This window comes from Nocardia sp. NPDC050717, from assembly GCF_040654275.1.
Classification (GTDB): Bacteria; Actinomycetota; Actinomycetes; order Mycobacteriales; family Mycobacteriaceae; genus Nocardia.
Map to the genome: position 1 here is coordinate 316980 of NZ_JBFAHR010000004.1, position 24435 is coordinate 341414.

General features: G+C 68.3%; 22 protein-coding genes, 1 tRNA gene and 2 pseudogenes. 10 read left to right on the forward strand and 15 right to left on the reverse strand.

Translation table 11 applies throughout. The annotated features are described in order from the left end of the window. Window positions 1-153 precede the first annotated feature (153 nt). Window positions 154-4515, reverse strand: coding sequence for a hypothetical protein (locus AB0H56_RS12010; RefSeq protein WP_357160959.1), 4362 nt, complete (start codon window positions 4513-4515; stop codon window positions 154-156). Window positions 4516-4816: 301 nt separating this feature from the next. Here AB0H56_RS12010 and AB0H56_RS12015 point away from each other — a divergent pair. After that, window positions 4817-5014, forward strand: a pseudogene (locus AB0H56_RS12015) (leucine zipper domain-containing protein); the annotation flags it as partial. A 24-nt stretch (window positions 5015-5038) separates the two neighbouring features. On the opposite strand, the gene AB0H56_RS12020 reads toward AB0H56_RS12015, so the two are convergent. Continuing rightward, window positions 5039-5926, reverse strand: coding sequence for a hypothetical protein (locus AB0H56_RS12020; protein WP_195126659.1), 888 nt, complete (start codon window positions 5924-5926; stop codon window positions 5039-5041). 305 nt (window positions 5927-6231) lie between these two features. Continuing rightward, window positions 6232-6387, reverse strand: a pseudogene (locus AB0H56_RS12025) (XRE family transcriptional regulator); the annotation flags it as partial. 134 nt (window positions 6388-6521) lie between these two features. Here AB0H56_RS12025 and AB0H56_RS12030 point away from each other — a divergent pair. Together AB0H56_RS12030 and AB0H56_RS12035 are read left to right on the forward strand one after the other, a co-directional pair. Next, window positions 6522-7409: an NmrA/HSCARG family protein gene (locus tag AB0H56_RS12030; RefSeq protein WP_357160963.1), complete on the forward strand. Its 888-nt coding sequence runs from the start codon at window positions 6522-6524 to the stop codon at window positions 7407-7409. A gap of 187 nt (window positions 7410-7596) precedes the next feature. Continuing rightward, on the forward strand, window positions 7597-8574 hold the full coding sequence (locus AB0H56_RS12035; protein WP_357160966.1) for a cation diffusion facilitator family transporter: 978 nt from the start codon (window positions 7597-7599) through the stop codon (window positions 8572-8574). Between the two features lie 470 nt (window positions 8575-9044). On the opposite strand, the gene AB0H56_RS12040 is transcribed toward AB0H56_RS12035, so the two are convergent. Together AB0H56_RS12040 and AB0H56_RS12045 are read right to left on the reverse strand one after the other, a co-directional pair. Continuing rightward, window positions 9045-10367 (reverse strand): lipase family protein, encoded by a 1323-nt coding sequence (locus tag AB0H56_RS12040; protein ID WP_357160969.1) that lies wholly within the window; start codon window positions 10365-10367, stop codon window positions 9045-9047. Beyond that, window positions 10364-11524, reverse strand: a complete 1161-nt coding sequence (locus AB0H56_RS12045; RefSeq protein ID WP_357160972.1) for an alpha/beta fold hydrolase — start codon at window positions 11522-11524, stop codon at window positions 10364-10366. Before AB0H56_RS12045 ends, AB0H56_RS12040 begins: the two co-directional genes overlap by 4 nt. Window positions 11525-11715: 191 nt before the next feature. On the opposite strand from AB0H56_RS12045, the gene AB0H56_RS12050 reads away from it, so the two are divergent. Then, window positions 11716-12957 carry a helix-turn-helix domain-containing protein gene (locus AB0H56_RS12050; protein ID WP_357160975.1) on the forward strand — a complete coding sequence of 414 codons (1242 nt, stop codon included), beginning with the start codon at window positions 11716-11718 and terminating at the stop codon, window positions 12955-12957. Here the strand turns inward: AB0H56_RS12050 and AB0H56_RS12055 are convergent. Further along, window positions 12954-13406, reverse strand: a complete 453-nt coding sequence (locus AB0H56_RS12055; protein ID WP_357160978.1) for a MarR family transcriptional regulator — start codon at window positions 13404-13406, stop codon at window positions 12954-12956. The genes AB0H56_RS12050 and AB0H56_RS12055 overlap by 4 nt on opposite strands. Before the next feature lie 104 nt (window positions 13407-13510). Here AB0H56_RS12055 and AB0H56_RS12060 point away from each other — a divergent pair, with 104 nt between their 5' ends. Together AB0H56_RS12060 and AB0H56_RS12065 are read left to right on the forward strand one after the other, a co-directional pair. After that, on the forward strand, window positions 13511-14263 hold the full coding sequence (locus AB0H56_RS12060; RefSeq protein WP_357161269.1) for a class III extradiol ring-cleavage dioxygenase: 753 nt from the start codon (window positions 13511-13513) through the stop codon (window positions 14261-14263). 24 nt (window positions 14264-14287) lie between these two features. Further along, window positions 14288-14782, forward strand: coding sequence for a DoxX family protein (locus AB0H56_RS12065; protein ID WP_357160980.1), 495 nt, complete (start codon window positions 14288-14290; stop codon window positions 14780-14782). 90 nt (window positions 14783-14872) lie between these two features. On the opposite strand, the gene AB0H56_RS12070 is transcribed toward AB0H56_RS12065, so the two are convergent. Next, entirely contained in the window at window positions 14873-15199 is a 327-nt protein-coding gene (locus tag AB0H56_RS12070) for a transglycosylase family protein (RefSeq protein WP_110036257.1), read from the reverse strand. Between the two features lie 417 nt (window positions 15200-15616). Between AB0H56_RS12070 and AB0H56_RS12075 the strand changes: the two genes are divergently transcribed. After that, on the forward strand, window positions 15617-16123 hold the full coding sequence (locus AB0H56_RS12075; protein WP_357160984.1) for a DM13 domain-containing protein: 507 nt from the start codon (window positions 15617-15619) through the stop codon (window positions 16121-16123). Window positions 16124-16133: 10 nt separating this feature from the next. Here AB0H56_RS12075 and AB0H56_RS12080 read toward each other — a convergent pair whose 3' ends face one another. The 3 genes from AB0H56_RS12080 to AB0H56_RS12090 all read right to left on the reverse strand — a co-directional run bounded on the left by AB0H56_RS12080 (window position 16134) and on the right by AB0H56_RS12090 (window position 18296). Beyond that, window positions 16134-16367, reverse strand: a complete 234-nt coding sequence (locus tag AB0H56_RS12080; protein WP_357160987.1) for a zf-HC2 domain-containing protein — start codon at window positions 16365-16367, stop codon at window positions 16134-16136. A gap of 83 nt (window positions 16368-16450) precedes the next feature. Next, the gene (locus tag AB0H56_RS12085; RefSeq protein ID WP_357160990.1) at window positions 16451-17083 is read right to left on the reverse strand and encodes a response regulator transcription factor; all 633 of its coding nucleotides are present in this window, start codon (window positions 17081-17083) and stop codon (window positions 16451-16453) included. 43 nt (window positions 17084-17126) lie between these two features. Further along, window positions 17127-18296 (reverse strand): sensor histidine kinase, encoded by a 1170-nt coding sequence (locus AB0H56_RS12090; RefSeq protein WP_357160993.1) that lies wholly within the window; start codon window positions 18294-18296, stop codon window positions 17127-17129. A 218-nt stretch (window positions 18297-18514) separates the two neighbouring features. Here AB0H56_RS12090 and AB0H56_RS12095 point away from each other — a divergent pair, with 218 nt between their 5' ends. Together AB0H56_RS12095 and AB0H56_RS12100 are read left to right on the forward strand one after the other, a co-directional pair. Continuing rightward, window positions 18515-19075 (forward strand): heme-binding protein, encoded by a 561-nt coding sequence (locus AB0H56_RS12095; protein ID WP_357160996.1) that lies wholly within the window; start codon window positions 18515-18517, stop codon window positions 19073-19075. A gap of 133 nt (window positions 19076-19208) precedes the next feature. Continuing rightward, complete coding sequence (locus AB0H56_RS12100; RefSeq protein WP_357160999.1) at window positions 19209-19613, forward strand: DUF302 domain-containing protein; 405 nt, start codon at window positions 19209-19211, stop codon at window positions 19611-19613. Window positions 19614-19675: 62 nt separating this feature from the next. On the opposite strand, the gene AB0H56_RS12105 is transcribed toward AB0H56_RS12100, so the two are convergent. The 5 genes from AB0H56_RS12105 to AB0H56_RS12125 form a co-directional block, all read right to left on the reverse strand. Beyond that, on the reverse strand, window positions 19676-19954 hold the full coding sequence (locus AB0H56_RS12105) for a hypothetical protein (protein ID WP_357161002.1): 279 nt from the start codon (window positions 19952-19954) through the stop codon (window positions 19676-19678). A gap of 161 nt (window positions 19955-20115) precedes the next feature. Then, window positions 20116-21072 (reverse strand): ATP-dependent DNA ligase, encoded by a 957-nt coding sequence (locus AB0H56_RS12110; protein ID WP_357161005.1) that lies wholly within the window; start codon window positions 21070-21072, stop codon window positions 20116-20118. 110 nt (window positions 21073-21182) lie between these two features. Beyond that, window positions 21183-22352, reverse strand: coding sequence for an LLM class flavin-dependent oxidoreductase (locus tag AB0H56_RS12115; RefSeq protein ID WP_357161008.1), 1170 nt, complete (start codon window positions 22350-22352; stop codon window positions 21183-21185). After that, entirely contained in the window at window positions 22349-23512 is a 1164-nt protein-coding gene (locus AB0H56_RS12120) for a hemerythrin domain-containing protein (RefSeq protein WP_357161011.1), read from the reverse strand. Before AB0H56_RS12120 ends, AB0H56_RS12115 begins: the two co-directional genes overlap by 4 nt. Then, complete coding sequence (locus AB0H56_RS12125) at window positions 23478-24149, reverse strand: helix-turn-helix domain-containing protein (RefSeq protein WP_357161014.1); 672 nt, start codon at window positions 24147-24149, stop codon at window positions 23478-23480. The genes AB0H56_RS12120 and AB0H56_RS12125 overlap by 35 nt, the downstream gene beginning before the upstream one ends. 164 nt (window positions 24150-24313) lie before the next feature. On the opposite strand from AB0H56_RS12125, the gene AB0H56_RS12130 reads away from it, so the two are divergent. After that, window positions 24314-24389: transfer RNA gene (locus AB0H56_RS12130), tRNA-Glu, on the forward strand. Window positions 24390-24435: the final 46 nt, after the last annotated feature.

Below are 24435 nucleotides of genomic sequence, written 5' to 3' on the forward strand. Positions count from 1 at the left end.
AGAGCGCCGGGATCGACTCGATCAGGAATCGGGCCACCTCCCAGCCCACCCTTGTCCCTATCGAACTCGAATCACATACGACGAATCATGTCAATTCGGGTAGGTACCGCAGTTGGGCGATCCTGCGCCGGCTGGCCTCGGGTTTGTCCCGCATCAGTCGATGGGACGACTTCTGATTGCTATTCTGGTATCACAGATTTTTCGTTTCCCGCTTCCATAGAGAACGGCGGTGGTGTTGATCTCGATCCAATCCCCGTACAGTTCTAGACGGGCAGGGTCTGCGGGAATGAGCTGTTTTTCGCCGAGCCGACCGAAAACGACCGACCACGAGTTCTCCGCGAGAACTCGTATCAGCCAATCGGATCTGACGAGCAGCGCACGATGATCGGCTGTTTCCCGATATTCGGCGACAACCTGGTTGTTCGAGTCGCTCCATCGCCTGGTATACGGTATCCACCGTAGCTGCCCGGCCTGGAACAACTCCAGCGCCGGCATCCACGCATGAACGGCTTCATCAATCGAGCAGTCCCGGGTACCGCTCTCCCAAACGTACTCGTTCCAGGCGGGATAGACAGCGCAGGGAGCGACCCGGCCTGTTTCGCCACGCTCCCATTGTTGTGGATATTCGTTAGCGGACACCGCCCAGGGCATCTCACCGAGGTAGACAGTACTGGTGGAGCTGCGCCCTTCCGGCATCCATCTTCCGAACAGTGAGTTTTCCCCGAGGTGGTTTACAAGCTTGGCGGTGTCCCGACGTTGAACCAGCCAGCCGAAGATGTGGCTCCATTGCTCCCGGCGGGATCGGCTCGTGACGAAGTTGTCCGGGTTCTGCTCTTTCCATTCGTCCTGGGAGTGCAAGACGATCCACTCCGATCCGTCCTGGGCGAACCGTCTCAGGAGGGGTTCCATCTCGACGACGTCATCGCCGCAGGTGACCCAGTCGTCGGGCACTATGGGATCGGTGAGCAGGTAGGTGGGTCCGGGCGGTACCCACCACGCGTCGCGTGGCTCGGCCTGGAATGGAGGCCCGAACTGAGCCGATGAAGCACGCGTCCCGGGATCGGGCAGGACAACTGCCGGTTGCAGTGTCGGATCGATGTCACGCTCGTGGAACTGCCAGGGACCCAGATACCGCCGCGGCGGCTCGCCCCATTCGGGTCGCATATGATAGTTGTCCGCGATACGAGCGAGAAGCTCGTGCAGCGCGATCCATTGATATTTCTTGCCGAATCGTTCGGGTTTATGTGCCTCCCGGCCCACGGCGGGCACCGTGGCATCGAAGTCCGCGAACAGATCCGGTGTCCACCCCAGTTCGATGACACGCCGAAAAATCCACACACGGGCACGCGCTGCCGGGAACCGATCAGGATTGTCGCCGGTCTCGGTCGGGCCGGCGACACCGCTCTCCTGCACGGGGTCCTCGACTCGGTCGCCACCGGTGGCGGTGCCCGCCAGCATCTGCTCCAGCTCGGCCTCGTCGAGCGACAGCAGCTCCACGATTTTGCTCACGTCGATGACGCCAAGCGGCGATGCGGTTTCCACTGCGGTGGGATACGGCTCGTCGATGGGGTGGAAGCTGAAAGTTCCGACGTCGGAGTCGACGACCTTGATGCCGAAGTCGCCCAATCCGAAGATCGAGTGCAGAAGCGTTCTGTAACCGGGTGCTGCCGATCCAGTGTCCGATCCGTATGCCTCCCGGATCTGCTCTTCGGTATCGCTGGGAAGGTCGAGTCCGGTTCGGGGCATGACCGACAGCGCTTCAGTGAGCTCTGCGTCGATGAACCCTCGGCGTTCGCATGTTTCGAGGCTGCCCCGCAACGCATCATCGACGAGAAGGTCCGGCGTAGGCCGTCGACGTCGGACATGTTCAGCAAGCGTCCGGACAGCCTGTGCCGCGGCATCGGCGGCGTCGGAATCGGCTGCGATCAGCGCGCCGTGAGTGATCACACACAGCCGCTGGAAGATATAGGGATCGTCGATCTCGGCGAACCGTGTCAGAAGTTCCTCCAGAACCAACAGTCGAGGTGTCAGCAGTTTCACCAGGACCTTGGTGACGTGGTCACGCGTGGGCCGGTGCGGAGTACTCAGCGTCCACGCTAGGACAATCGCTGCTCGCCGCGCTGCGTCTACGTCATGACCTGCGGGGTCGTCGAGCCCGGCCCAGCGGATCAGCGCGGCGAGCGGACCGTGCTGGAAGCCGCCGTAGATGGCGATTCCCCACGTCGCGTCGCGCTGTGGCATAGCCAGCGCCGCAAGATCGCGATGCAGGTATTCGACATCGAGGAGATGACCCGGGCGGACCGCCAATTCGACGAGCGCCGCGGCTGAACGGGCGAACAGCCCGGCGGCGGTGGCACGGATTTCTTCGAACAGCGCCACGGTGTTCGCGGTGATGGCGCTCGATCCACGGTTCGGCAGGCTGTCGACGAACGCTCGCTGCCACCGCACGCGGTGCTGGTCGCCCAGTTCCCACGGCGCGGCAGGGAGCAATTCGACATCGAACTTCTCGGGAACCAGCACCGACAGAGCCTCGATCACACCGGCTGACGCATCTGCGATCCGGGCACGGGTCGCCTCGGCGCCGGGCGCGGCCAGTGCGATGCCATCGGAGATAGGCTCCAGAAGATGTTCGGCGATCTTGTAGTCGGCGAACCTCTGGTAGGCGAACCGCACGACGTCGACCGGGACGCTCCGATCGCCGGTTCGGGCAACATCGGTGATGATCAGCCCCTCGGACCGCAATTGCTCGAACAACGTCTTCGGCCACTGGGTTAGATGCGGGGCGAGACTCGTGATGTACTGCTTGGCCGACGGCCTGTCGACCCACTCCTTGCCGGACCCGGCGAACTCCGATGCCAGATACGCAACACAGGAGTGCACGAGGCGGTCTGCAGGATCCAGCTGCAGGGTCTTACAGACCGCCTTGTTGACGGTGCTGACAAAGCTGTCGAATACGGCACTGACGTGGGCTTTCTCGGCCGCGGAGGCCGACAGGAATCCGCTAGCACGGCTCTTGCAATACAGGGTGAGAAACAGCGGGTTGGACATCGCCTCACCGATCGGCGGCGTCCGCGGCACCCCCAATCCGTAATGCGTGAAGAACGCTTCCACCGCCGCAGCCTCCCTACCCGCGAACCCTTCGTGCACGACGTGGGGGCTGATCGGGACAACCTCGGGCAGGGCGACGTCGAGGTAGGTGCTGCGAATCGATGCTCCGATCACCACCCACGGTGAATATCGACCGACCTCACCAACCACCGCCGGAAACTCCTCACGCCAGCGAGTCGGCTCGTCCGCTTCGTTAAGCGCATCGATCAACAGCACGAACGGCCGACCATAGGCTTCGCCCGCCGCCGCCATCGCGCCCAGCATGGCGTCCCAGTTGTTGCTGCCGATACTCGTCTCGGCGATCTCACCCAGAGCGTTGCGCCCAGACAATCGCCCACCCATGATCACCACCGCCGGGTGTCCGGCAGTTACCAATCCATCGGCAACCTCGATGAACAGATGGGTCTTTCCCTGCCCGGCCTGCCCGGACACCAACAACGTGCCGCTTTCGGCTGCCTCGGCAGCCTCGGACGTGATGAACTTTTCCAATTCCGAGAGGCGTGCGGTTATGCTCCACACCGCAGGCGACGGATCCTCCGTGCGCAGGCGCGGGTTCAGCGCTGCAAAGCATGCGCTCAACACAGAATGTAGTGCCTTCGGCACCGTCGCGAACTTCGACCCGGCATAGCCACTGAGCTGAGCGCAGGCGGCCTCGACCGCGGTAATCGCTGCCGTGTCGGGATCCGGCGAGGTGTCTTGGGTGCGGAAATAGCTGCGGGCCGCGGCGACGACCGCGTCGCACAGCCGGGCGGCACCTGTCTCGAACTGCTCGCTGCGGGCCAGTCCGGCGAGGGTGTCCGCGATCGGCAACTCGACATTGAGATTCTCGGTATAGCGGGGCCCGGCCACCTTTTTGGCAATGTCGAGCTTCTCGCGGCACCACGCTAACGTCAAGACGTTCTCGTCCCAGAAGAACCACGCCCGGCCGCGGTTGTCCGGAGTGTTCAACCGCCTCAGCAGATCGCCAGCAGACCACAGCTGGATTTCGATACTCTCTGACCCCGGAACTCTGGTTCCGCGCTGCTCCTTCCATTTTTCGTATTTTTCCCATGCCGACGATCCAGTACGCACACCACTCTTCTTGGGCACGACATCCGGCAGGTCGAAGGGAATGCAGTAGGTCAGCCGTTCGCAGTTCGGACGCTCGGCGACAACAGTGCGCAGAGTCTCCTCGGCCAGTTTCAGAAACTCGTCGATCGTAAACGTGTATTTCGCCTGCCAGCCCCACTCCCGGCCATCGGAGTGCAACTCGTACCATTCGTATCCGCGGTCCGGATTGCCCGTCTTCCGAAGCTCAGCGCCAGCCGTCACCGGATCGCGCAACTGATAGCACAGCTCCTCGAAGGCATTGTTCTGCGAACCGTTCCAAGATCGGATCGTCTTGAAACTATCAGTGGTCAGAGCCACGCCAAGCTCCCCGCAGACGACCGCCCCTGCTGTGGGCTGTGCCCCGCCGTCGCCGACCCGTTGCCAGTACTCACGCGACAAATGGTAGTCCGTAGATCCCGTTCTCGGACAACGCTGTCGCGTCGCCGAACGACGGCTCCGCCCGCCCGGGTGCAGTTATGGTTGCCTTCGGAGGAACTTGCTGTTGTGGGTCGTGACGTTGGCGACGCGGGGCGTGGGGTGAGCTGAAAGGGGCGCGGTTCTTTCAGCGGCAGGATGTGAAGCGCCAACTCACACATCAGCCACAAGCGAAAGAACCGCCGTGTCCCACCGTAATGCCCCGCTCACCGTCGATGGTCGCCACCGGCTCGTCCAGCGCTGCCAGGCCCGCCCGATCGCCCACGTCGCCGCGGAAATGGGCATCTCCCGGCAATGCGCGTCGAAGTGGGTCAACCGATTCCGCCGCCACGGCGAACTCGGACTACTCGACCGGTCCAGCGCCCCGCACCGGTCACCGACTGCGATTTCGGTGCAGCTAGTTGACCTAGACCGCTTCGTTCCACACGTCAAACAGGGTCGTCGCCACACCCCAGGTCGCATACATGACGTGCTGGGCATTGCGCCGCTTCAGGCGAACTGCAACCGAATGCCCGTGTCCGCGGCCAACCTTGTTCCGCAGCTGGGCAACCATCGCTATCGCGTTCGATAACCCCTTGGCCTCGAACTCGCTGCACTTCGGACTGGACGGAACCAAGATGTTGGTCAGGTCGAGTTCGTCTCGGATCTTGGCGTAAAGCTCAGTCATGCCGTCCGAGGGGGTATAAGAAACTCTCCGTTCATCGAGGATGAGCTTCATCAGCGTCTCGAGCAAGTCCTTGCAGCCAGTCACCACACCGTCGTACTTGGCGCCGATCAGGTCCTGCTCGATATGGGTCAGGTGGACATCCAGGCTGGAACGATCACTCAACTTCAGCGGTGTCACGCGCACCGATGGGGGCACGGGCGGTTTGAAACCAATCTTCTGGCAGACATACTTGCCGGTCGAAACCAGATCCAGCACATAGCCATCCGTTGCCAACAGCTTATTCAACTCCCCAGCGAGCAGGGGGCCGGTCGCGCCCGGCCGGGCGCGACCGCTCACCACCAACTCCAAGAACTCGCCGAACTGCTGATCGGAGCATCCGTACAGATCGAACCGAGGGTCGGCGAACACCCACCCCGGGCCATCCCAGTCGTCGTTGTACGCCCGGTGCTTCTCGATGTCGAGGTATGCGGTGTTGAACTCCCGCCTCGAGTCGGTGCTCGGCATCCGGTGGAGGTCGTAGAGCTCATTGAGGAACCCGTGCTCACTCATCGCGCCGTTCCAGCGGTATTGAAGGGTCAGCACCTCAGCGATAGCGCGACGGTTCGACCGTGTGATCTTGAGACTCATGCCCGCGCCGCCGACTGACGGCCTTGTAGTCATAACCGCGCAGTATTCCAGCCGAGCCGACACCAATACCAGTGATTTCTTACGGTGACGAGACGCCTACCATGTTGCCTGCTCGGTGCTCACCGTAGCCATTGCCGCATCCACGACGATGAAGTGTGCTGCGGAACCGCGGTTCGCTCGTTCCCCTGCGCCCACCAGCACAGTCGTGAAGACCAGCTTCGGCGGCATCTCCAGCACCTGACTGGACTCCAGACGTTGTCTCCCTCCCAGTACGCTGGCATTTGAGGAGTGTGTAACCGATATCTCACCCCGGCCAGGTCGGCGACCTCCTCCCGGCGCAGGCCCGGGGTGCGGCGCCGGCCCGGGACCAGGTCGGCCGGGAGACCGACGTCGGCAGGCTGGAGCCGCGAGCGGTGCGCGCGGAGGAATCCGGCCAGTTCGGTGCGGCGATTCTCGCTCATGTCGCTCCCGGTGTCTTCATGAACACGGATGTTCTGGGTAGCAGTATCGGTGCCAGGACCGATGTGCGCCCGGCACTTAACGTCGTGGACACGAGGTGATCGCGAAAGGTCATCCGCGACAAGGGAGTACGACGATGGGGAACCACAGCGGGCCGGTGCTGGTGATCGGAGCCACCGGACAGCAGGGGCGGGCGACGGCGAGGGCGCTGCTCGAACAGGGCAGGCGGGTCCACGCTTTCGTGCGCGACCCGGAATCGGCGGGCGCGCGGGCGCTGCGCACCGAGGGCGCCGAGCTGGTGGTGGGCGATCTCGACGATCCGGGCAGTGTGAAGGCCGCGCTGGACGGCAGCGAGAGCGTGTTCCTGATGCTGACCATGATGGAGGGGGTCCACATCACCGCCGCCGGGATCGCCGCCGAGCAGCGCCGTGGTGAACAGGTGATCGACCTGGCCCGCGACAGCGGGATCGAGCACCTGGTGTACAGCTCGCTGCGCGGCGCCGGGCAGAACTCGGGCGTGGAGTACTACGCCGCCAAGGAACACCTCGAGGCCTACCTCACCGCCCAGGGCGTGCCCGCGACGATCCTGCGGCCGGTGTTCTTCATGGACAACTTCCAGGCCTTCAACCGGCCGGTGCTCGACGACAGCGGAACGCTGACGGTGAACCTCGCGGTGCGCCCGGAGATCCCGATCTCGCTGATCTCGGTCCGCGACATCGGCGCCTTCGCGGCGCTGGCGCTCACGCACCGCGACGAGTACCTCGGCCGCACGCTGTCGATCGCCGGCGACCGGCTCACCCCGCCGCAGATCGCCGCGACCTTCGGTGCGGCCGCCTGCGTGCCCGCGCGGCACGTGGAAGTGCCGATCGAGGCGGTGCGCGCCTTCGACGAGCAGGTGGCCAAGATGTTCGCCTTCTTCAACGCGGCGCCCGACGAGGGTGTCGACCTCGCCGCGCTGCGGGCGGCGCACCCCGGCCTGCAGGACCTGCCGACGTGGCTGCGAGCCACCGGCTGGCGGCCGTGACGGGAGGAGCTCCCCCACGACGGCCGTCGCGGGCCTAGGCTGGATTCCGACCGGATGATCGCCCGGCCCGCAGGCCGATGACCAGCGCGGATCACTCCTCCGGGACGCACGGATCAAGAACGAATTGCACACATAGCGATGTGTGCATATGATTGCGACCGATCGAACCGCACGGAGGGATGACGCGATGGGCGCAGGACACGGGCACGACCACCACAAGGTCTCGGCCGACAGCGATCGACGCTGGCTGGCCGGCGCGCTGGCGGTGATCGTCACCTTCCTCATCGGCGAGGTGATCGTCGGCATCGTGGCCGATTCGCTGGCCCTGCTGTCCGACGCGGCGCACATGACCACCGACGCCGCCTCCATCGTGCTGGCGCTGCTCGCGATCCGGCTCGCGGCGCGGCCCGCGACCGGCCGGATGACGTTCGGCTGGAAGCGCGTGGAGATCCTGTCGGCCCAGGCCAACGGCCTGACCCTGCTCCTGCTGGCGGCCTGGCTCGGCTACGAGGCGATCCGCAGGCTGTTCGAGCCGCCCGAGGTGCACGGCACGCTGGTGCTGGTCACCGCGCTGGTCGGCGTGGCGGTCAACGTGCTGGCCACCTGGATGATCAGCAGGGCCGACCGGTCCAGCCTCAATGTCGAGGGCGCCTACCAGCACATCCTCAACGACCTGTTCGCCTTCATCGCGACAGCCGTCGCGGGTCTGGTCATCATCCTGACCGGCTGGGTACAGGCCGACGTGATCGCCACCCTGATCGTGGTGGCGCTGATGATCAAGGCCGGCATCGGGCTGATCCGCGCGTCGAGCCGGATCTTCCTCGAGGCCGCGCCGGACTACCTCGATCCGGAGCGGGTCGGCCGCGACATGGCCGCCAGGGACGGCGTCACCGAGGTGCACGACCTGCACATCTGGGAGATCACCTCCGGCTCCCCCGCGCTGTCGGCGCACGTGCTGGTCGAGCCGGGCCACGACTGCCATGCCGTGCGCGAGGACATCGCGCACATGCTCGACCACGAGCACCACATCGAGCACGTCACCCTGCAGGTCGACCACGCGCGCCCGACGGTGATCGGCATCGGCGCCGACGACAGCGACAGCCACTGCGGCGAGGCGCACGGGCCCCGGCACGTGCCGAGCGGCAAGCCCGCGCACTCGCACTGACCCGAGACGACGGAAGGGCCCCACACCTGTCCAGGTGCGGGGCCCTTCTCATCGGTCACGCCAGGGGCGGACCCGGCCGTCTCATCGACCGAGGGAGCTTGTTCAGCCGCCGAAGGAACCGGTCCACAGGGTGTCGACCAGGCCGTGGAGGGCGGCGCCCAGGGTGTCGAAGAGGCCGTTCAGAGCGGCGCTACCGGTGTCGATGATAACGGGGATCATAATAATTCCTCTGTTCTCTTCCGTCCCAGCCGCAGCTGGCTTACAGAGGGCGTATCGACACCCGAACGCCGCGAGTTACGAAATTCCAGAATTAGTGACGGCGCTAACAGGTTGATGGGTAAACCTATCACCACCTGCAGTTATGCTCCGATACCTCACGTTTCTGAGGGGAATATGAGAACTCCGTGAGAGTCGTGTTGCGGCATCCGATAAGTCCGAATTTCCGATGCCACAAGAAATAGGGGCACCAATCACGAATTGATAATGAGACTTACGGTCTCACCTACTTTCCCGCCGCGGACCGGTCGTCCGCCGAGCATGGTGGCCACCAGGGTGAGGAAGTCCAGATGACCGCGCAGCGCCGTCAGGCCACGGGCCACCGACACCACGGTGCTGGTGCCCGACCGCGCCGGGCGGCCGGCGAAACGGTCGGTCAGCCAGGCCAGCACCACCGGGACGACGAGGAACTCCAGCGGCAGATGCGAGCCGCGCCGCACCCGCAGGTACTCGACGGTGGCACCGGCCGCCCGGTATCGGGCGACATGGCCGTCGATGTCGGCGACCGCGATCACCTCGTCCCGCACGCCCTGCACGACCAGCATCGGGGCGGCGGGAGCCCGGGTACCCGGCTCGATGTCGGCCAGGATGCGGCGCAGCGCCGGTTCGGCGAGCAACCCGGCCACCCCGTCGCGCAGGTGCCGGGCGACATCGCGGCGGGCGAACCGCAGCAGCAGGGCGAAGGTGGGGCGTTCCTCGGCCTCGCCGAGCAGGGCTCGGTAGGCCGCGTCGACGTGATCGTCCAGCACGGCGTCGAGGTCGGGATAGGCGCGGCGCAGCCCGGCGACGAAGGCAGCGGGAAAACCGGCGAACCACCCGCCGTTGAGCCGCACGAAGGCCGCGGCGGGATCACCGACTGGCGATCCCGCCGCCGCCCCGACGATGTTCAGTTCCGGCGCGTATTCGGCCGCCAGTTCCGCGGCCCACGCCGTCGCCAGTCCCCCGCCCGAATACCCCCACAGCGCGACCGGATCCGCCGGGCTCAGCCCCAGTGGCGCGAAACCCACCGCCGCCCTGATCCCGTCCAGCGCCCGGTATCCCGGCTCGCGTGCCGCGCCGAACCGGCCGCCGAGCCCCTCGTGATCGGGCACCGACACCGCCCACCCCTGCCGCAGCGCCATCGCGATGATCGGCAACTCCAGCGGCGCGATCGATCCCACCGTCCGCGCGCCCCGGCGCAGCGCGTAGGAGGGAAAGCACCGGGGCGCGACGGCGTCGATGGCGCACTGGAACGACACCAGCGGCCGGGACACGGCCGGATCGGCGTCCCACGGCAGGAGCACCGTGGTGACCGAGACCTCCGGCGCACCGTCGAGGTCGCAGGTGCGGTAGAGCAGCTGCCACGCGGAGATCCGTTGCGGGACAAGGCCGAACAGCGCGAGCTCCACCGGCCGGGTGCGCACCACCGTGCCGGGGGCGAGGCAGGCCAGGTCGGGCGGGGCGAGGTAGAACGGGTCGTCGGGCGGCAGCAGCGGGCCGTTGGCCCACTGCGTCAGCGCCGGGGCGGCGAGGGTCATAGGCTGCCGCCACCCCCGAAGAACCAGGGGTTGAACGTGCACGCCAGGGCGGGACTGCCCGCCGGGTCGAGAGCGCGCAGTGCGAGCGAGACCGCGCGCGGGGAGTACATCATGGTCAGGTGGTCGGAGACGTCCTGTTCGCAGCCGTCCTGCAGGGTGATGTTGTCGACGGTCGCGTCGGGCCCGGCTCGCAGGAAGGTCAGGTCGAGCGGGTTCATCACCTCGTCGTAGCGGGACCCGACGACGGTGTAGGCGACGCCGGGCACGGTGTCGCCCGCGGCGTTGAGGGTGGTGTAGAACGGCGAGCCAACGGCCTGCTCGACATTGGAGACCCCGATGATCGGCCGGTAGAAGCCGAGAATGTCGATGCCCGCGTTGTTGATCAGCCTGCCGAGGCTGGCGATGCCCATCAGCGAGGTGCCGTGATGGGTGGCGCCGAAGGTGACCAGCTTGCCGACCTTGCCCTGCCCGCCCTCGAACTTGAGGTAGTGGTTGGCGATGGTGCCGCCCTGGGAGTGGCCGACGATGTCGACCTGCTCGGCGCCGGTCGCGGCGCGGACCCGCTCGATGAACGCGGCCGCCTGCCGCGAGGAGTCGGCCATCGGCCCCACCCCGTAGCGGCCGGGCAGTACCGCGCCGAGCCCGCCGCCCTCGAGCAGCGCGGACTTGCCGAAGTTCAGGGTGAACACGCAGTGCCCGGCCTTCGCCAGGCGCGGCGAGAGATAGGAGAAGGTGTCGTAGGCGTTGAGCCAGGTGCCGTGCAGCAGGACCACCGGGCGCGGATGCTCGGCAGTGGGCTTGCAGTCCCAGCGGTTGGCGCCGGGCGGGGCCGCGTCCGGATGGAGCAGGCCGTAGGCGAAAGCGGGGAGGTAGGCCGACATCTCGGGCCCTTCGCCGACCGCGTCGGAGGATCGGCTCACCGCCGAACCCGAGCCGCTGCCCGAGGCGCTGCCGGTGTCGGCGACGGCCGTCGGCCTGCGGCCGTCCGGCGTCGCGGTGACCGTGGCGTCGAGGTAGGCGGCCAGCGACTCGACGGTGGGTTCGAGCCGGGGTTCCGCGCCGGCGGGGCCGCTGCCGAGGACCGCCGCCGCGGCCAGGCCCGCGGCGATGCCGAGGCCGCACAGCGTGCGGCGCAGGGAATGCGTCGTTGCAATCATCAATTCACTTCCGTAGAACCGCGTCGACGAGCGGTGGCCCGGACGCGCTCTGCGAATCTATGACCGGCGCCACAGTGCTGTCACTGCACCGTGCACCGAGAAAACGCGGGATCAGTTGGCGCGGAAACCAAGTTCTGTGCGTTCTCGACCGGAGCGGCCCACACTGCCCTGTCGTCGGACACAATCGGGTCATGCTCGCCGAACACCCCGTTTCCGCACCACCCGCACTGACGACTCGCCTGCTGACCCGCTGGCCCCAGATCGCCGAACGCATGCTCGCCGACGGACTCGGCGCCACCGCGCCCGCGGACCTGCCGCCCGGCCACTTCACCGCGGAGGTGCTGCCCACCATCTACGCGTGTGGGCGGGCCGTGCTGGAGGCGATCGCGGCCGACCGCGAATTCACCCAGGCCGAGGTCGCGGCCTTCGTCGCGCCGGTGGCCGAGCGGCACGCCGAGGACCGGCTGCCGCTGCCGATGCTGATGGGTGCCATCCACGGTTCGGCGCAGTCGGTGCTGGCCGAGGCGTTCGCGCTGTCGGAACCCGACGAGTTCGCGGAGATGGGCCTGGTCGGCACGCGGCTGCTGGAGTTGCTGCGCCACATCAACATGACCGTCGTGGAGACCTACATCGAGGTCGAGCAGTCGATCTATCACGCCGAGCGCGAAGCCAGGCGGGAACTGTGTTCGGCCCTGGTGCGCGGGCTACCCGCCGAGGAACTCGCCGCGCGCGCCGACACCGTGCTCGCCGAGCACTACACGGTGCTGGCGATCCATCTCAACGAGCCGCCACGCACGGGCAGCGCCGCCAATCTCGTGACCCGACGCCGGATCCGGGTGCTGCAGCGCGCGCTCGACGAGCTGACCGGTACCACCACCCCGGCCACCTTCGACGGGGCGAGCGGCATCGCGTTGCTGAGCCACAGCGCCGAGGACGACGCCGTTGACCCGCGCCGCTTCGACGACCTGGCCGCCCGCCTCGCCGAGCGGTTCGACGTTCCGGTGTATCTGGCCGAATTCTCCGGTGTCGCACGGGAAGCCATCCCGGCCGCGGCGAAGGACGCCACCGAACTGACCGAGCTGGCGCGGCTGCGCGGGCGGCCGGGCGGCTGCTACCGCCTCGACGATCTCCTGCTCGAATATCAGCTCACCCGGCCCGGCCCGGCCCGGGAACGGCTGGCGCAGCGCGTGATTCCGCTGCTCGGCAGCCCGCACCTGCTCGAGGCGCTGGAGGCGCACCTGCGGCACGGCGCCGACCGCAAGACCGCATCACGGCGAATCCACGTGCACCCCAACACCTTCACCTACCGGTTGCGCCGGATCGCCGAGCTCACCGGGCTCGATCCGGCCGATCCCACGGATTCGCGGATGCTGGCCGCGGCGCTCACCGTGTACCGCCTCGATTCGGCGGGCAGGCCCGAGGACCAGGGCTAGCGCGTCAGCCGCTCGGCCACCGCGCCGAGGCCGTCGGCGATGGCGGCGCGCTGGGCCGGGTCGAGCACGTCGAGGAACACCCGGCGCACGACGTCGACGTGGCCGGGCGCCACGGCGGCCAGCCGGGCGCGGCCCGCGTCGGTGAGCACCGCGTTCACGCCGCGGACGTCGGCGTCGTCGTCGACCCGGCGCACCAGCCCGGCCCCCTCCAGTTTGCCGATCTGATAGGTGAGGCCGCTCTTGGACGTGTAGAGCGCGGCGGCGAGGTCGCTCATCCGCATGGCCGAGCCGGGCGCCTCGGCGAGCCGGACCAGCACCTCGTACTGGGTGTGGGTGAGGCCCTCCTCCTTCAGATGCTGGTCCACCGCGCGGTCGACCAGCGCGCCTGCGGCCAGGAACCCCATCCACGTCCGCATCTCCTCGGCATCGAGCCACCTCGGTTCTCCCATGCGCTGCACCCTAATCATCGCGGGTGGAATAGCCGCTCATCCGGTATCGTTCAAATTTGAACAACTAATGTTCACGCGATCCGAAGGAGCAGCCCGTGACCACGATGCCGGTGCTCTACCTCTCCCACGGCGCCCCGCCGCTGATCGACCACGCCACCTGGCCCGCCGAACTGGCCGCCTGGTCGGCCGAACTGCCACGACCGCGGGCGATCCTGATCGTCTCCGCGCACTGGGAGTCCGCGCCGATCACCCTCGGCGCGACCAGCACCGTTCCCCTGGTCTACGACTTCTCCGGCTTCGACGCCCGCTACTACCAGCAGCGCTACCCGGCGCCCGGCGCACCCGAACTGGCCGCCAGGGTCCGCGCCCTGCTCGGCGGCGCCGTCGCCGACGCCCCGGAACGCGGCCTTGACCACGGCGCCTACGTGCCGCTCAGCCAGATGTTCCCGGCGGCCGATGTGCCGGTGCTGCAACTGTCGATCCCTACACTGGATCCGCAGGACCTGATGAAGTACGGCCGCTCGCTCGCCCCGCTGCGCGCCGAAGGCATCCTCATCGTCGGCAGCGGGTTCTTCACCCACAACCTGCGCGCGATCACCGCCGACGACCACACCGTCCACTCGTTCACCGCCGAGTTCGACGACTGGGGCCGCCGGGCGATCGACGACCGCGACGTCGACGCGCTGCTCGACTTCGAGCACACCGCGCCCGCGGCGCGGCTGGCCCATCCGCGCACCGAGCACTTCGCTCCGCTGTTCCTCACCCTCGGCGCGGGCGCCGACGACCTCGACTCCCTGCGGACCGTCATCGACGGCTACTGGTTCGGGATGGCACGACGCTCGGTTCAGATCGGCTGACCGGCTCCAACGAAAGGAATCGCCATGACCACGACGACCACCCCCACCGACGCGGGCCTGCTGGTCCTGCGCCTCGGCGTCGGCGCGACGATGGCCGCGCACGGCACGCAGAAACTGTTCGGCTGGTTCGACGGCGGCGGCCTCGACGGCACCGACCGCTTCTTCACCGCCAGCGGCTATCCGTCCGGGAAGTTCTTCCCCGTACTCGCCGCGCTGAGCGAGACCCTGGGCGGCATCGGGCTGATCCTCGGACTGCTCACGCCGCTGGCCGCGGCGGCGATCCTGGGCACGATGCTCAACGCGATCTCGGTGAAGTGGGGCGGGTTCTTCGCGCCCAAAGGTGTCGAATTCGAGATGATTCTCGCGGTGGCCGCGGCGAGCCTGGCCCTCACCGGCGCAGGCGGTTTCGCGCTGGACCGCTTCGTCCCCGGCCTGCGCGATTACAAGCTCGCGTACGGCGTCGGCGCCATTGTTCTGGCATTCGTCGCGGCCGGTGTGACACTGCTCATCCGTAATTGAGAAGACAACGAAAAGACCCGCTATTCGACGTGTGCTTCGAATAGCGGGTCATTCGTTTCCCGACAAAGGAAAGTCTTACATCAGCGCGCTTTACAGGTAGGCGCTGCAGGTCGGCCAGGCGCCGGGGCCCTGGGCCGCGAGCACGTTCTCGGCGACGCGGATCTGCTCTTCGCGGCTGGCGTTGTCGGCCGTGCCGGTGCCACCGTAGGCCTCCCAGGTGCTCTGCGAGAACTGCAGGCCGCCGTAGTAGCCGTTACCGGTGTTGATGTTCCAGTTGCCGCTGCTCTCGCACTGCGCCACGGCGTCCCAGTTGTTCGCGGAGGCGGTCGCGGTGGTCAGACCGGCCGGAACGGCGATCATCGCGCCGGCGACAGCGGCGAAACCGAGGGTACGGGTGAACTTGCGGTTGAAAGACATACGCTTTTCCTGCCTGCGCCCACCGGCACGGGAATCGAATCTTCCGTGTCCCTGCCCCTCAGGAATGTCGGGGATCCTCGAATCGCGGGGCAGGCTTTCCGGTGTTCTGCGATTCGATTCGGCTCGGGTTGTTGTTCAAGCCGTGACCGAATGTAGCCGGGATGCCAGCTGAGATCACGTCATGATCACGAGCCGTTCTGTAGCGACCTTTGTCCAAAAGAACACTGTTCCGCCCAGGTCTGCCGTTACAAATCCGTAATGACATCCGTGTCGTTACACCCTCGTGATGTGACCGGTATCACCGCGATATAGAGACCCCGGTCACGTTTCGTTCCCGGCAATTCCGGCAACCCGCGCCCGTGTAACGCCGTGGCGGGGTGGGGGAACGGTGTGTGCATGGCAGCGAAGGAGACAACCATGGCACCGCGTCGTACCCGCCGGATCGTGCTCGGACTACTGGCGACGGGGCTGGTGGCCGCCGTCGTCGTCGGCCTGTACCTGTTCCAGCCGTGGCGGCTGTTCACCACGACGACCGTCGACGAGGCGCCCGTCGCGACGGCGGTGGACGGCGCTCCGGCGCCGGTGCTGGTGACCGGCCGATTCCAGTCCCACGAGCACGAGACATCCGGTACCGCGCAGATCCAGCGCACGCCCGAGGGCACCCTGGTGTTGCGGATCAGCGACCTGCGCACCTCCGACGGGCCCGCGCTGCGAGTGTGGCTGACCGATCAGCCGGTGATCGCCGACGACTGGCACAACTTCGACGACGGCGAGCACGTGGACCTGGGCGCGCTCAAAGGCAACGAGGGCAACCAGAACTACGAGCTGCCCGCGGGCACCGACCTGTCGACGCTGACATCGGTGAGCATCTGGTGCGCGCGCTTCCACGTGTCGTTCGGCGCGGCCACCCTCACCCCGGCCTGACCCCGGGGGCTCAGCCGCGCTCGTGCCAGTCGCGGAACGCCGTCAGCAACGTGGCGCGGGCCGGCCCGGACAGCTGTTCGGGCTCGAGTGTGCCTACGTCACGGATGGTGCGACGGATCTGCTCGAGGTAGATCTCGCAGCCCTCGCAGACGGCGAGGTGGTCGCGGAAGCGCCACTCGGTGTCGGCGTCGAGAGCGCCGTCGAGGAACCGGGTGACCAGCTCGACGAATTCGTCGCAGTCCATGCCGCGAAGCTCCTCTCGTTCGCTCGGCGATGCTGTCGGTGACGTTGTTCAGAGCCCCGGGCCGCCGGATCGTTACAGCGCGGTCAGGCCAGCAGCCTGCGCTCGGTCGCCACCGCGACCGCCGCGGCCCTGGTGTCGACGCCGAGCTTGTCGTAGATGCGGCCGAGGTGGGTCTTCACCGTGGCCTCGCTGATGTGCAGCGCCTTGGCGATCTCGCGATTGCCGAGGCCCTGGGCGAGCTGGCCGAGGATGTCGCATTCCCTGGCGGTGAGCGTCGGGCCAGGATTGCGCATCTTGGCCATCACCTTCGCCGCGACCGGCGCCGACAGGGTGGTCTGCCCGCTCGCGGCGGCGTGGATGGCGGCGAAGAGTTCCTCGGGGCGCTCGGCCTTGAGCAGGTAGCCCGTGGCGCCCGCCTCGATCGCCCTGGTGATGTCGGCGTCGGTGTCGTAGGTGGTGAGCACCAGGACGTGCGGCGCCGGGGCGGGCTGAGCGGTGATGTGCCTGGTCGCGGCCACGCCGTCCATGTCGGCGCCCAGCTGCAGATCCATGAGCACCACATCCGGGCGCAGGCTCGCGGCGAGCGCGACCGCGGCCGGGCCGTCGGCGGCCTCCCCGATCACCTCGATATCGGGCGCGCTCGACAACAGCGCCCGCAGTCCGGCGCGGACGACGGCGTGATCGTCGCAGATCAACAGGCGCACGGGGGGATTCACAAGTGCCGATGCTAGCGCGGTGCCGGGCGCTCGGCCGAACGCCTCAGCCCACCGCCAGCGGGATCGCGACCGAGAGAACGGTGCCGTCGCCCGGCGCCGATTCGATCGCCCAGCTCCCGCCGAGCTGACGCACCCGCGCGCGGATCGCGGGCAGCCCGTGGCCGCGGTGTTCGGCCGGATCGGCCAGGTCGTCGGGGTCGAAGCCGCGGCCGTCGTCGGCCACGTCGAGCACGATCTGATCGTCGAGACTCGTCAGCGTGATGGTCGCGGTCGTGGCGCCCGCGTGCTCGCGGACATTGGCCAGCGCGCCCTGCGCCACGCGCAACAGGGTGGCCTCCACCCGCTGCGGCAGCGGCCCCGGCGTCCCCTCCAGATGACAGCGCACCGTCAGCTGGGCGGTGGTCTCGCGCTCGGCGAGCGCGGTCAGGGCGGCGGCGAGCGAACCGCCTGCGGCCAGGTCGGCGGGCGCGAGGTCGTGCACGAAGCGGCGGGCTTCGGTGAGGTCGCGTTCGGCGATCTCGGCGGCGGTGCGCAGGTGGGCGCGCGCGAGGGCCGGATCGGTGTCCCACACCAGGTCGGCGGCCTGCAGGAGCATGCGCTGGCTGGACAGTCCCTGCGCGAGGGTGTCGTGGATCTCCATCGCCAGCCGTTCCCGTTCGGCGAGGGTGCCCTCGCGGCGCTCGGTCTCGGCCAGTTCCGCTCTGGTGCGCACCAGATCGTCGATGAGCGCGGCCTGCTGTTCGGTGTGTCTGCGCATGCCGACGAACAGCACCGTCGTCACCGCGGCCACCGCGGGCGGGGCGAGCACGAGGTTCGGGTCGAGCCAGCCTGCTATCCGCACCTGGCTGACCACCACGAGCGCGGTGAGCGCGACGACCAGCGTCACCGCGATCCGCACCGACAGGATGCGCAGCCCGGTGTAGACCAGCGGCACCGCGCACCAGGCGAAGCTCGGCGCGAGGACGACCAGCACCGACCAGGTGGCCACCAGCAGCGCGAACCACACCACCCGGTGCGAGTTCCGCAGCTCGCTCATCGCGTACAGCACCGCGAGCAGCACGGCGAGCGTGACGACCAGCGGCGTCGAGCGGGTCTCGCTGTGCCGGATCAGCCAGCGCATCAGCGAGGCGGCGAGCAGCACATAGAACGCGCTGTACACGATGACGGTGAGCAGCCGCGTATCGTCGCTCTGGTCGCCGAGCGTGCTCCGCATCGGTACCTCCGTCCGTGACGCGCGGGTGGGCAAACTCCTCCATTCTCCCCCGCCGATCCGGCCCCCCGGGTCAACCGATCGGTTGACCCCGGTGTCGCCCGATCCGGCCGCGCAAGTACAGCCACTTCGTCGATTCGCGCGGGGCGCCGGGCGAACAGGATGGATATCAACAGGCCACGGCACCGAGCCGGCAGGCCGAGATCCGATCAGGAGCAGCCATGACCGCCAAGTCCAGCACCCGCAACCGCCTCATCGTCGCCGGCGCCGCCGCCGGTGTGATCGCCGCCGGTGTGGTCGGTGTCGTGACCGTGCAGGCCCAGGATCAGGACCCGGCCACCCGCACCCCGGTCGTGGCCGACGCCGCCGACGCCAACCTGACCCAGTCGACCCACCTGTCGATCGCGGCCGCCACCAAGGCCGCGCAGACCGCACTCGACGCCGCGGCCAAGGAGAACCAGCGGGTCAGCGTCGCGGTCGTCGACCGCAACGGCAATGTCATCGTCACCCTGCGCGGCGACGGCGCGGGCCCGCAGTCCTACGACGCCGCCCAGCAGAAGGCCTTCACCGCCGTCTCCTGGAACGCGCCGACCACCGAGCTGGCCAAGCGCCTCGAGTCCGCTCCCCACCTGGCCGACATCGACGGCACCCTCTTCCTCGGCGGCGGCGCGCCGGTGAAGGCCGGCAACGCCCCGATCGCCGGCATCGGCGTGGCCGGCGCCCCCAGCGGCGACCTGGACGAGAAGTTCGCCCAGGCCGGCGTCGCCGCCCTCGGCAAGTAAGTACCGCTCCGCCTAAACGGCCCGATGACCTCCCGACGGTCATCGGGCCGTTGTCGTCCGCCTGCGCCTACCCTGGCGCTCGGACCGCCCGCGCGACCGGCCCGCACCACCCCGTCCACCCGAAGGAGCGACCATGACCGACCTCGCCCTGGCCACCACCTTGACCACGGACTTCGACGACGCCGTCGAGCGCACCAGAGCGGCGCTGGCGGCGCAGGGTTTCGGCGTGCTCACCGAGATCGACATGCGCGCCACGCTGCACGCCAAACTCGGCCACGAGATGGAGGACTACCGCATCCTGGGCGCCTGCAATCCGCCCCTGGCACACCGCGCCGTCGAGGTCGACCGGCAGATCGGGCTGCTGCTGCCCTGCAATGTGGTCGTGCGCCGCTCCCGCGACACCGCGGGCGAGGTCATCGTCGAAGCGATGAATCCCGAACTCATGGTGCAGGTCAGCGCCGACCCGGCGCTGAAACCCGTTGCCGCGGAAGCCGCCACGAAACTTCAGGCGGCCATCGACGCGCTGTCGGCCGGCTGAGCGCGACACGCGCCGAGCCACCGGGCTGGTTCCCGGTGGCTCGGCGCGCGGTGGTGTCCGGGCTACTTCCAAGGCAGGCAGCCCGCGGCGCGCAGGCGAGTGGCCAGGCCGGTGTCGACGCTGCTGCTCGAGCCGGTCGCGGAACCTGTGGTGGCTCCGGTGAACGCGGCGGCGAGTTCGCCACCGAGCCCGGCGCCGATGGAGCAGCCGAGCACGTTGAGGTCGACGGTGATGATCTCGTTGGGCTCGGCGGGGTTGTCAGCGGCGGTGGCTGGGCCGGCGAGGCAGGCGAGGGTGGCGGCGACGGCGGCCGCGACGGCACCGACAGTGACGGAACGCATGATTCTCCTGGCTGTTGATTCGACGAGGTTCCGGCGCCGATCAGCCAGGGACGACCGTCGGCACCGTGGCAGTGCGGCCCGACCGGTCACAGCGGGGCAACTCCCCTGACCTGACTACCCACCGCCCCCGCTGTCGAAAACCCGTCTCCGGAGACCGGGGGCTAGTTCGCGTCGCGGCGGGCGCGTGCCCGCCGCTTCCCCTCGTGCATGGCCTGCACCCTGGCCACCGGAATGGTGTGCCCCTCCTCGACGAGATCCGCGGGAAGTTGTTGTGGCTCGGGCATTTCCGACTGCCAGGGATCGTCCTCGCCGAGCAGGTCCGGCACGGTGCGCAGGGTGAAGTCGGCCGGCGTCACGTCGTCGAGATCACGCCAGCGCAGCGGGAACGACACGGTGACGCCGGGCCGGATCCGCGGGCTGTAGGCCGCGGCCACCGTGGCGCCGCCGGCACGCGTGGCGTCGAGGAACACCTTGCCGTGGCGGTCCTCCCGGATGAACGCCGTCGTCCCCACCGCCGGGTCGATCCGCTCGGCCCGCGCCGCGACCGCCCTGGTCGCCGCGGCCGCGTCCTCCACGTCGACCCCGGGCGCCAGCGGAACGAACACGTGCAGCCCTTTGGAACCACTCGTCTTCACCGCGCCCGCCAGCCCGTCGGCTTCCAGGGCGTCCCGGATCAGCCGCGCCCCCGCCACCGCGTCGGCGAAGGTCTGACCGGGCGAGGGATCGAGATCGAGCACCAGGTGGGTGGGTGCGGGCGCGGACTCCGCGAGGAACAGGGTCGGGTGATACTCGACCGCGCGCTGATTGCCGAACCAGATCAGGGTCCGCAGGTCGTCGGCCAGCGCGTAGGTGATCTCGCGCCGCGAGCTCTCCGCCCACACCGTCGTCCGTGGCACCCAGTCCGGCGTGTACTTCGGCAGATTCTTCTGCATGAACGGCTCCTGCCCCGGCCGCACCCGCACGACCGACAGCGGCCGCCCGCGCAGCACCCGCAGCAACCGCTCCCCGACGAACTCCAGGTAGTCCACCAAGTCGCGCTTGGTCGCCTCGGCGCCGTCGAACAACGGCTGATCGAGATTGGACAGTTCGACCCCGTGCCGCAGCTCGCCTCCAGCCATCGCTCTACAGTCCCCGGCCACCGACCCGGCGTCAACCATCTCTCGTGCGAGCGGCTAGTAGTAAGGCCCCATCGGCGGCCGGAGAAGCATTTTCGCGTTATCGGCAATCACTACAACCGGCGAACACCACGGACAACCTTCGCGAACGACGCCGCCGTGCGCAGTCCCGCACTCAGGCGCGGATGACAGGCCCCGAGGTCGATCATCACGACGTAGGTCAGCCCGTGCTCGCGCCGTTCGGCAAGCTGGTCGAGCACCTCCGCGGGCGTTCCGACGAGCAACCAGTCACGAATCAGCGCGTCCGGTACGCGTCGGCCGTACTCCAGCGCGGTGGCTTCGTCGATGGTCTGCGGGAGGATGTCCTGCGCACCGGAGAACGTCGGACCCAACGGATGGTCCACGCCGTGGCGCGCCCATGCCCGCGCCGACGCGGCGAGCGAGTAGGCCCGGATCACCGGCGAGCCGAGAAGCTCGTCGACGATCGCGGGCGTCCTGGCCGTGACGACGAACATCCAGCCCGCGGCCCGGATCGAGGCAGGGTCGCGACCGGCGTCGGCGGCCGCGGACCGAATCACCGACAGTTTGTCGCCGTACTCGGCCGGGCTGCTCGGAAAGGCGGGCAACCACGCGTCGGCGTATCGCCCGGCGGCCCGCAACATCCGTGGCCCGTGCGCCCCCATCCAGATCTCGGGCCACGTGCCACGATGTGGCGGCAGCGCGAAGACCGCGTCGCGCAGGGGGAAGAACTCCGAATCGCGGGAGATCGGCTCACCTCTCGATGCCCACAGCGCCCGAATCGTCGCGACCGCCTCTTCGAACCGGGCCACCGGTCGGCTCCAGTCGACGCCGTAGGGCTCGTTGTTCTCGCGCTCCCCCGGCCCGATCCCGAGAATCGCCCGGCCACCGCTGAGATGGTGCAGCGTCGCCGCCGCCTGCGCGGTGACCGCGGGATGCCTGCGGCCCGCGTCGGTGACGCCGACGCCGAGCCGGAGCCGACGCCACCGGGTTCGCGCGGCCGCGTGGCCGAGCAGGGTCCACGGGTCGTAGTACGCGTCGGCGTGTGGCGCGATGCGAGCACCGCCGACACTCTCGGGCTTCCACACCGACGAGGGGAACAAGCCGATCAGATGATCGATGGTCCACAGCGAATCGGCGCCCGTGGCGGCCGCGAGGTATCGCGCATTGCGCTGGGTGAAGTCGGGCACGAACCGGCAGTGCAGGCTCGGGTCGACGACGCCGACCTCGACCCGGGGACGCCGGCGCGACAGTGCCGTCTTCACGGCAGCTCGGCTCCGGTGCGCTCGGCCGCTTCCGCGAGGCGAGCCAGGCGGGCCAGGTCGCCGTGCAGGGCGTCGCGGCGGTCGTGGTGGGCGGGGGTGCTCAGCCACGCGAGCCGGTCGAACCACAGCGGCATCGCCAGGACCCGATAGGTCTGGACGATGCGGGTGCCCGTGGCGGTGGGTTCCAGGGTGTACCGCCATTCCGTGTGGTCGCCGTAGACGCCGCCGTGGGTGGTCCACGCCAGCTCACGGCCGGGTCGCGCGACGGTGATCGTGCACTTGCGGCGCCAGCGCATGACGCCGGACTTGCTCGAACCGACGAAGCGGGCACCGACGACCGCGCCGTCCGCGCCGTCGAGCCAGCGCGCGCCACGGCACTCGTGACTCCATTCGCCGACCCGGGTGACATCGGCGAGCACATTCCAGACGGCGGCGGGCGAGGCCGCGGTCACCTCTTCCTGCCTGCCACGCAATGTCGTTCGCAGCGAGGAGAATTCGCGGCTGCGCCAGCGGCGGAAGGCCTGTCGCCGATAGCGGCGGATCATCAGGTGCAGGATGATCCAGCGCGGGATCGCGGGCACCAGCTCGGTGATCGCCGCGCGGTCGGCGCCGTCGAGTCCGTCGAGGATGAACAGGCCCTGATCGGAGAGTTCCAGCGGGCCGAGCGGTTTCACGTTGTAGCGGTCGTCCCACTCCCGCCATTCGGCCTCGGTGATCGTCTCCGACACGATCGGCATCATCCGCTCCTCCTCGCGCTCGAGATGCGGAAAGAGCAGCGCCCGAAGGTCTTCCAGTGCCCCGAGCAGCGCTTCGCGGGCATCGGCGGAGCGCCGGTAATCGGTGGCCGTCGAGGTCACCGCCGCCATCGCGGGCAGGATGGACCGATGGTCGGCGTCCATCCGGTCCAGCAGTGGCTGGACGGCTGGATTGCGGGCCCGCACGATCGGATAGAGATGCTCGTCCTCGGAATCGTGATGATGGTGCAGGAAGTCCATCATCCAGACGAGATGGTCGGCCACCGCGTGGCGTTGGTCGTCGAACGGGTACGGCCATTCGGCCAGCACCGCGTGCGCACGTCCGAGATCGCGCCGCAGCGCGGAGTGCACGATGCCCATGACCCTGGTGTCAGCCGGGCCCGCCGGATCGGTGTGGACTTTCATGATGGTCCCTCTTCTCGCGAAGATCGAGCAGCCGCACCACCGTCGCCGCCGCCCAGTCCTGGTACTGCTCGTGGGTCCAGCCGGATCGGCGCGTCAGCAACAGGTACATCTCGTTGCTGAACACGCCCTGGATCCCGTCGGCCTCCACCTCGGTGAGCGGTCGGCCCGCGAAGGCGGACACGATCGCGGTCCGTGAAATCCGCTCGTCCCGGCGGCATTTCGCGTCCAGTTCGCGCAATTCGGCATTGCCCTCGGCCGCGATGTCGAGAACGCGGCGCAGCGGCGCGGTGCGCCGGTAGATCGCCGCCACGAGCACCGCGAGTTCGGCGGCGCGCTCGTCGAGCGGGCGGTCCCCGTCCACGCCGAACCACGGGCGATCGGCGAGTGCCACCGCGGCATCGTCACCGACCACCGCCACATCGAGCAGCGCCTTCAACAGCGCTGCCTTGTTGCCGACCTTGGAGTACACCGTTTCCACCGAGCAGCCGGCCGCGCGGGCGATGTCGCGCATGGACGTGCCCTCCCACCCGCGCTCGACGAAGATCCGGCCTGCCGCCTCGAACACCGCGGCGCGCGTCCGGGCCGCCATGTCCTGACGCAGCGCGGAGTCGTATCGACGGGAAACCGCAGCACTCACAGCTCCAGTATGGAACCAGCATGTATTGAATACAAGCTTGTTTGCCAACGCTAATCTTCGGACGCGGGCCCGGCGCGCGGGTGGCCGACCAGCCGTTTTGGTCGATTGCCCGGTCGTCGGCTATCGTATGATCCGCGCGGTTCGCCCAGGTGAATCGTTGTTCTGGCCCCGTCGTCTAGCGGCCTAGGACGCCGCCCTCTCAAGGCGGTAGCGCGGGTTCAAATCCCGTCGGGGCTACCAGGAACTCCCCGGTCTTCGTGACCGGGGAGTTTTTTCATGCCCGGCA

Excerpts from the sequence above, each read along its gene's own strand:
- AB0H56_RS12095 (WP_357160996.1), top strand. The coding sequence starts at position 18,515 with ATGACCGCCAAGTCCAGCACCCGCAACCGCCTCATCGTCGCCGGCGCC.
- AB0H56_RS12075 (WP_357160984.1), top strand. The coding sequence starts at position 15,617 with ATGGCACCGCGTCGTACCCGCCGGATCGTGCTCGGACTACTGGCGACG.
- AB0H56_RS12110 (WP_357161005.1), bottom strand. The coding sequence starts at position 21,072 with ATGGCTGGAGGCGAGCTGCGGCACGGGGTCGAACTGTCCAATCTCGAT.
- AB0H56_RS12050 (WP_357160975.1), top strand. The coding sequence starts at position 11,716 with ATGCTCGCCGAACACCCCGTTTCCGCACCACCCGCACTGACGACTCGC.
- AB0H56_RS12060 (WP_357161269.1), top strand. The coding sequence starts at position 13,511 with ATGCCGGTGCTCTACCTCTCCCACGGCGCCCCGCCGCTGATCGACCAC.
- AB0H56_RS12105 (WP_357161002.1), bottom strand. The coding sequence starts at position 19,954 with ATGCGTTCCGTCACTGTCGGTGCCGTCGCGGCCGCCGTCGCCGCCACC.
- AB0H56_RS12040 (WP_357160969.1), bottom strand. The coding sequence starts at position 10,367 with ATGACCCTCGCCGCCCCGGCGCTGACGCAGTGGGCCAACGGCCCGCTG.
- AB0H56_RS12100 (WP_357160999.1), top strand. The coding sequence starts at position 19,209 with ATGACCGACCTCGCCCTGGCCACCACCTTGACCACGGACTTCGACGAC.
- AB0H56_RS12055 (WP_357160978.1), bottom strand. The coding sequence starts at position 13,406 with ATGGGAGAACCGAGGTGGCTCGATGCCGAGGAGATGCGGACGTGGATG.
- AB0H56_RS12045 (WP_357160972.1), bottom strand. The coding sequence starts at position 11,524 with ATGATTGCAACGACGCATTCCCTGCGCCGCACGCTGTGCGGCCTCGGC.
- AB0H56_RS12090 (WP_357160993.1), bottom strand. The coding sequence starts at position 18,296 with ATGCGGAGCACGCTCGGCGACCAGAGCGACGATACGCGGCTGCTCACC.
- AB0H56_RS12080 (WP_357160987.1), bottom strand. The coding sequence starts at position 16,367 with ATGGACTGCGACGAATTCGTCGAGCTGGTCACCCGGTTCCTCGACGGC.
- AB0H56_RS12020 (WP_195126659.1), bottom strand. The coding sequence starts at position 5,926 with ATGAGTCTCAAGATCACACGGTCGAACCGTCGCGCTATCGCTGAGGTG.
- AB0H56_RS12065 (WP_357160980.1), top strand. The coding sequence starts at position 14,288 with ATGACCACGACGACCACCCCCACCGACGCGGGCCTGCTGGTCCTGCGC.
- AB0H56_RS12035 (WP_357160966.1), top strand. The coding sequence starts at position 7,597 with ATGGGCGCAGGACACGGGCACGACCACCACAAGGTCTCGGCCGACAGC.
- AB0H56_RS12030 (WP_357160963.1), top strand. The coding sequence starts at position 6,522 with ATGGGGAACCACAGCGGGCCGGTGCTGGTGATCGGAGCCACCGGACAG.
- AB0H56_RS12070 (WP_110036257.1), bottom strand. The coding sequence starts at position 15,199 with ATGTCTTTCAACCGCAAGTTCACCCGTACCCTCGGTTTCGCCGCTGTC.
- AB0H56_RS12120 (WP_357161011.1), bottom strand. The coding sequence starts at position 23,512 with ATGAAAGTCCACACCGATCCGGCGGGCCCGGCTGACACCAGGGTCATG.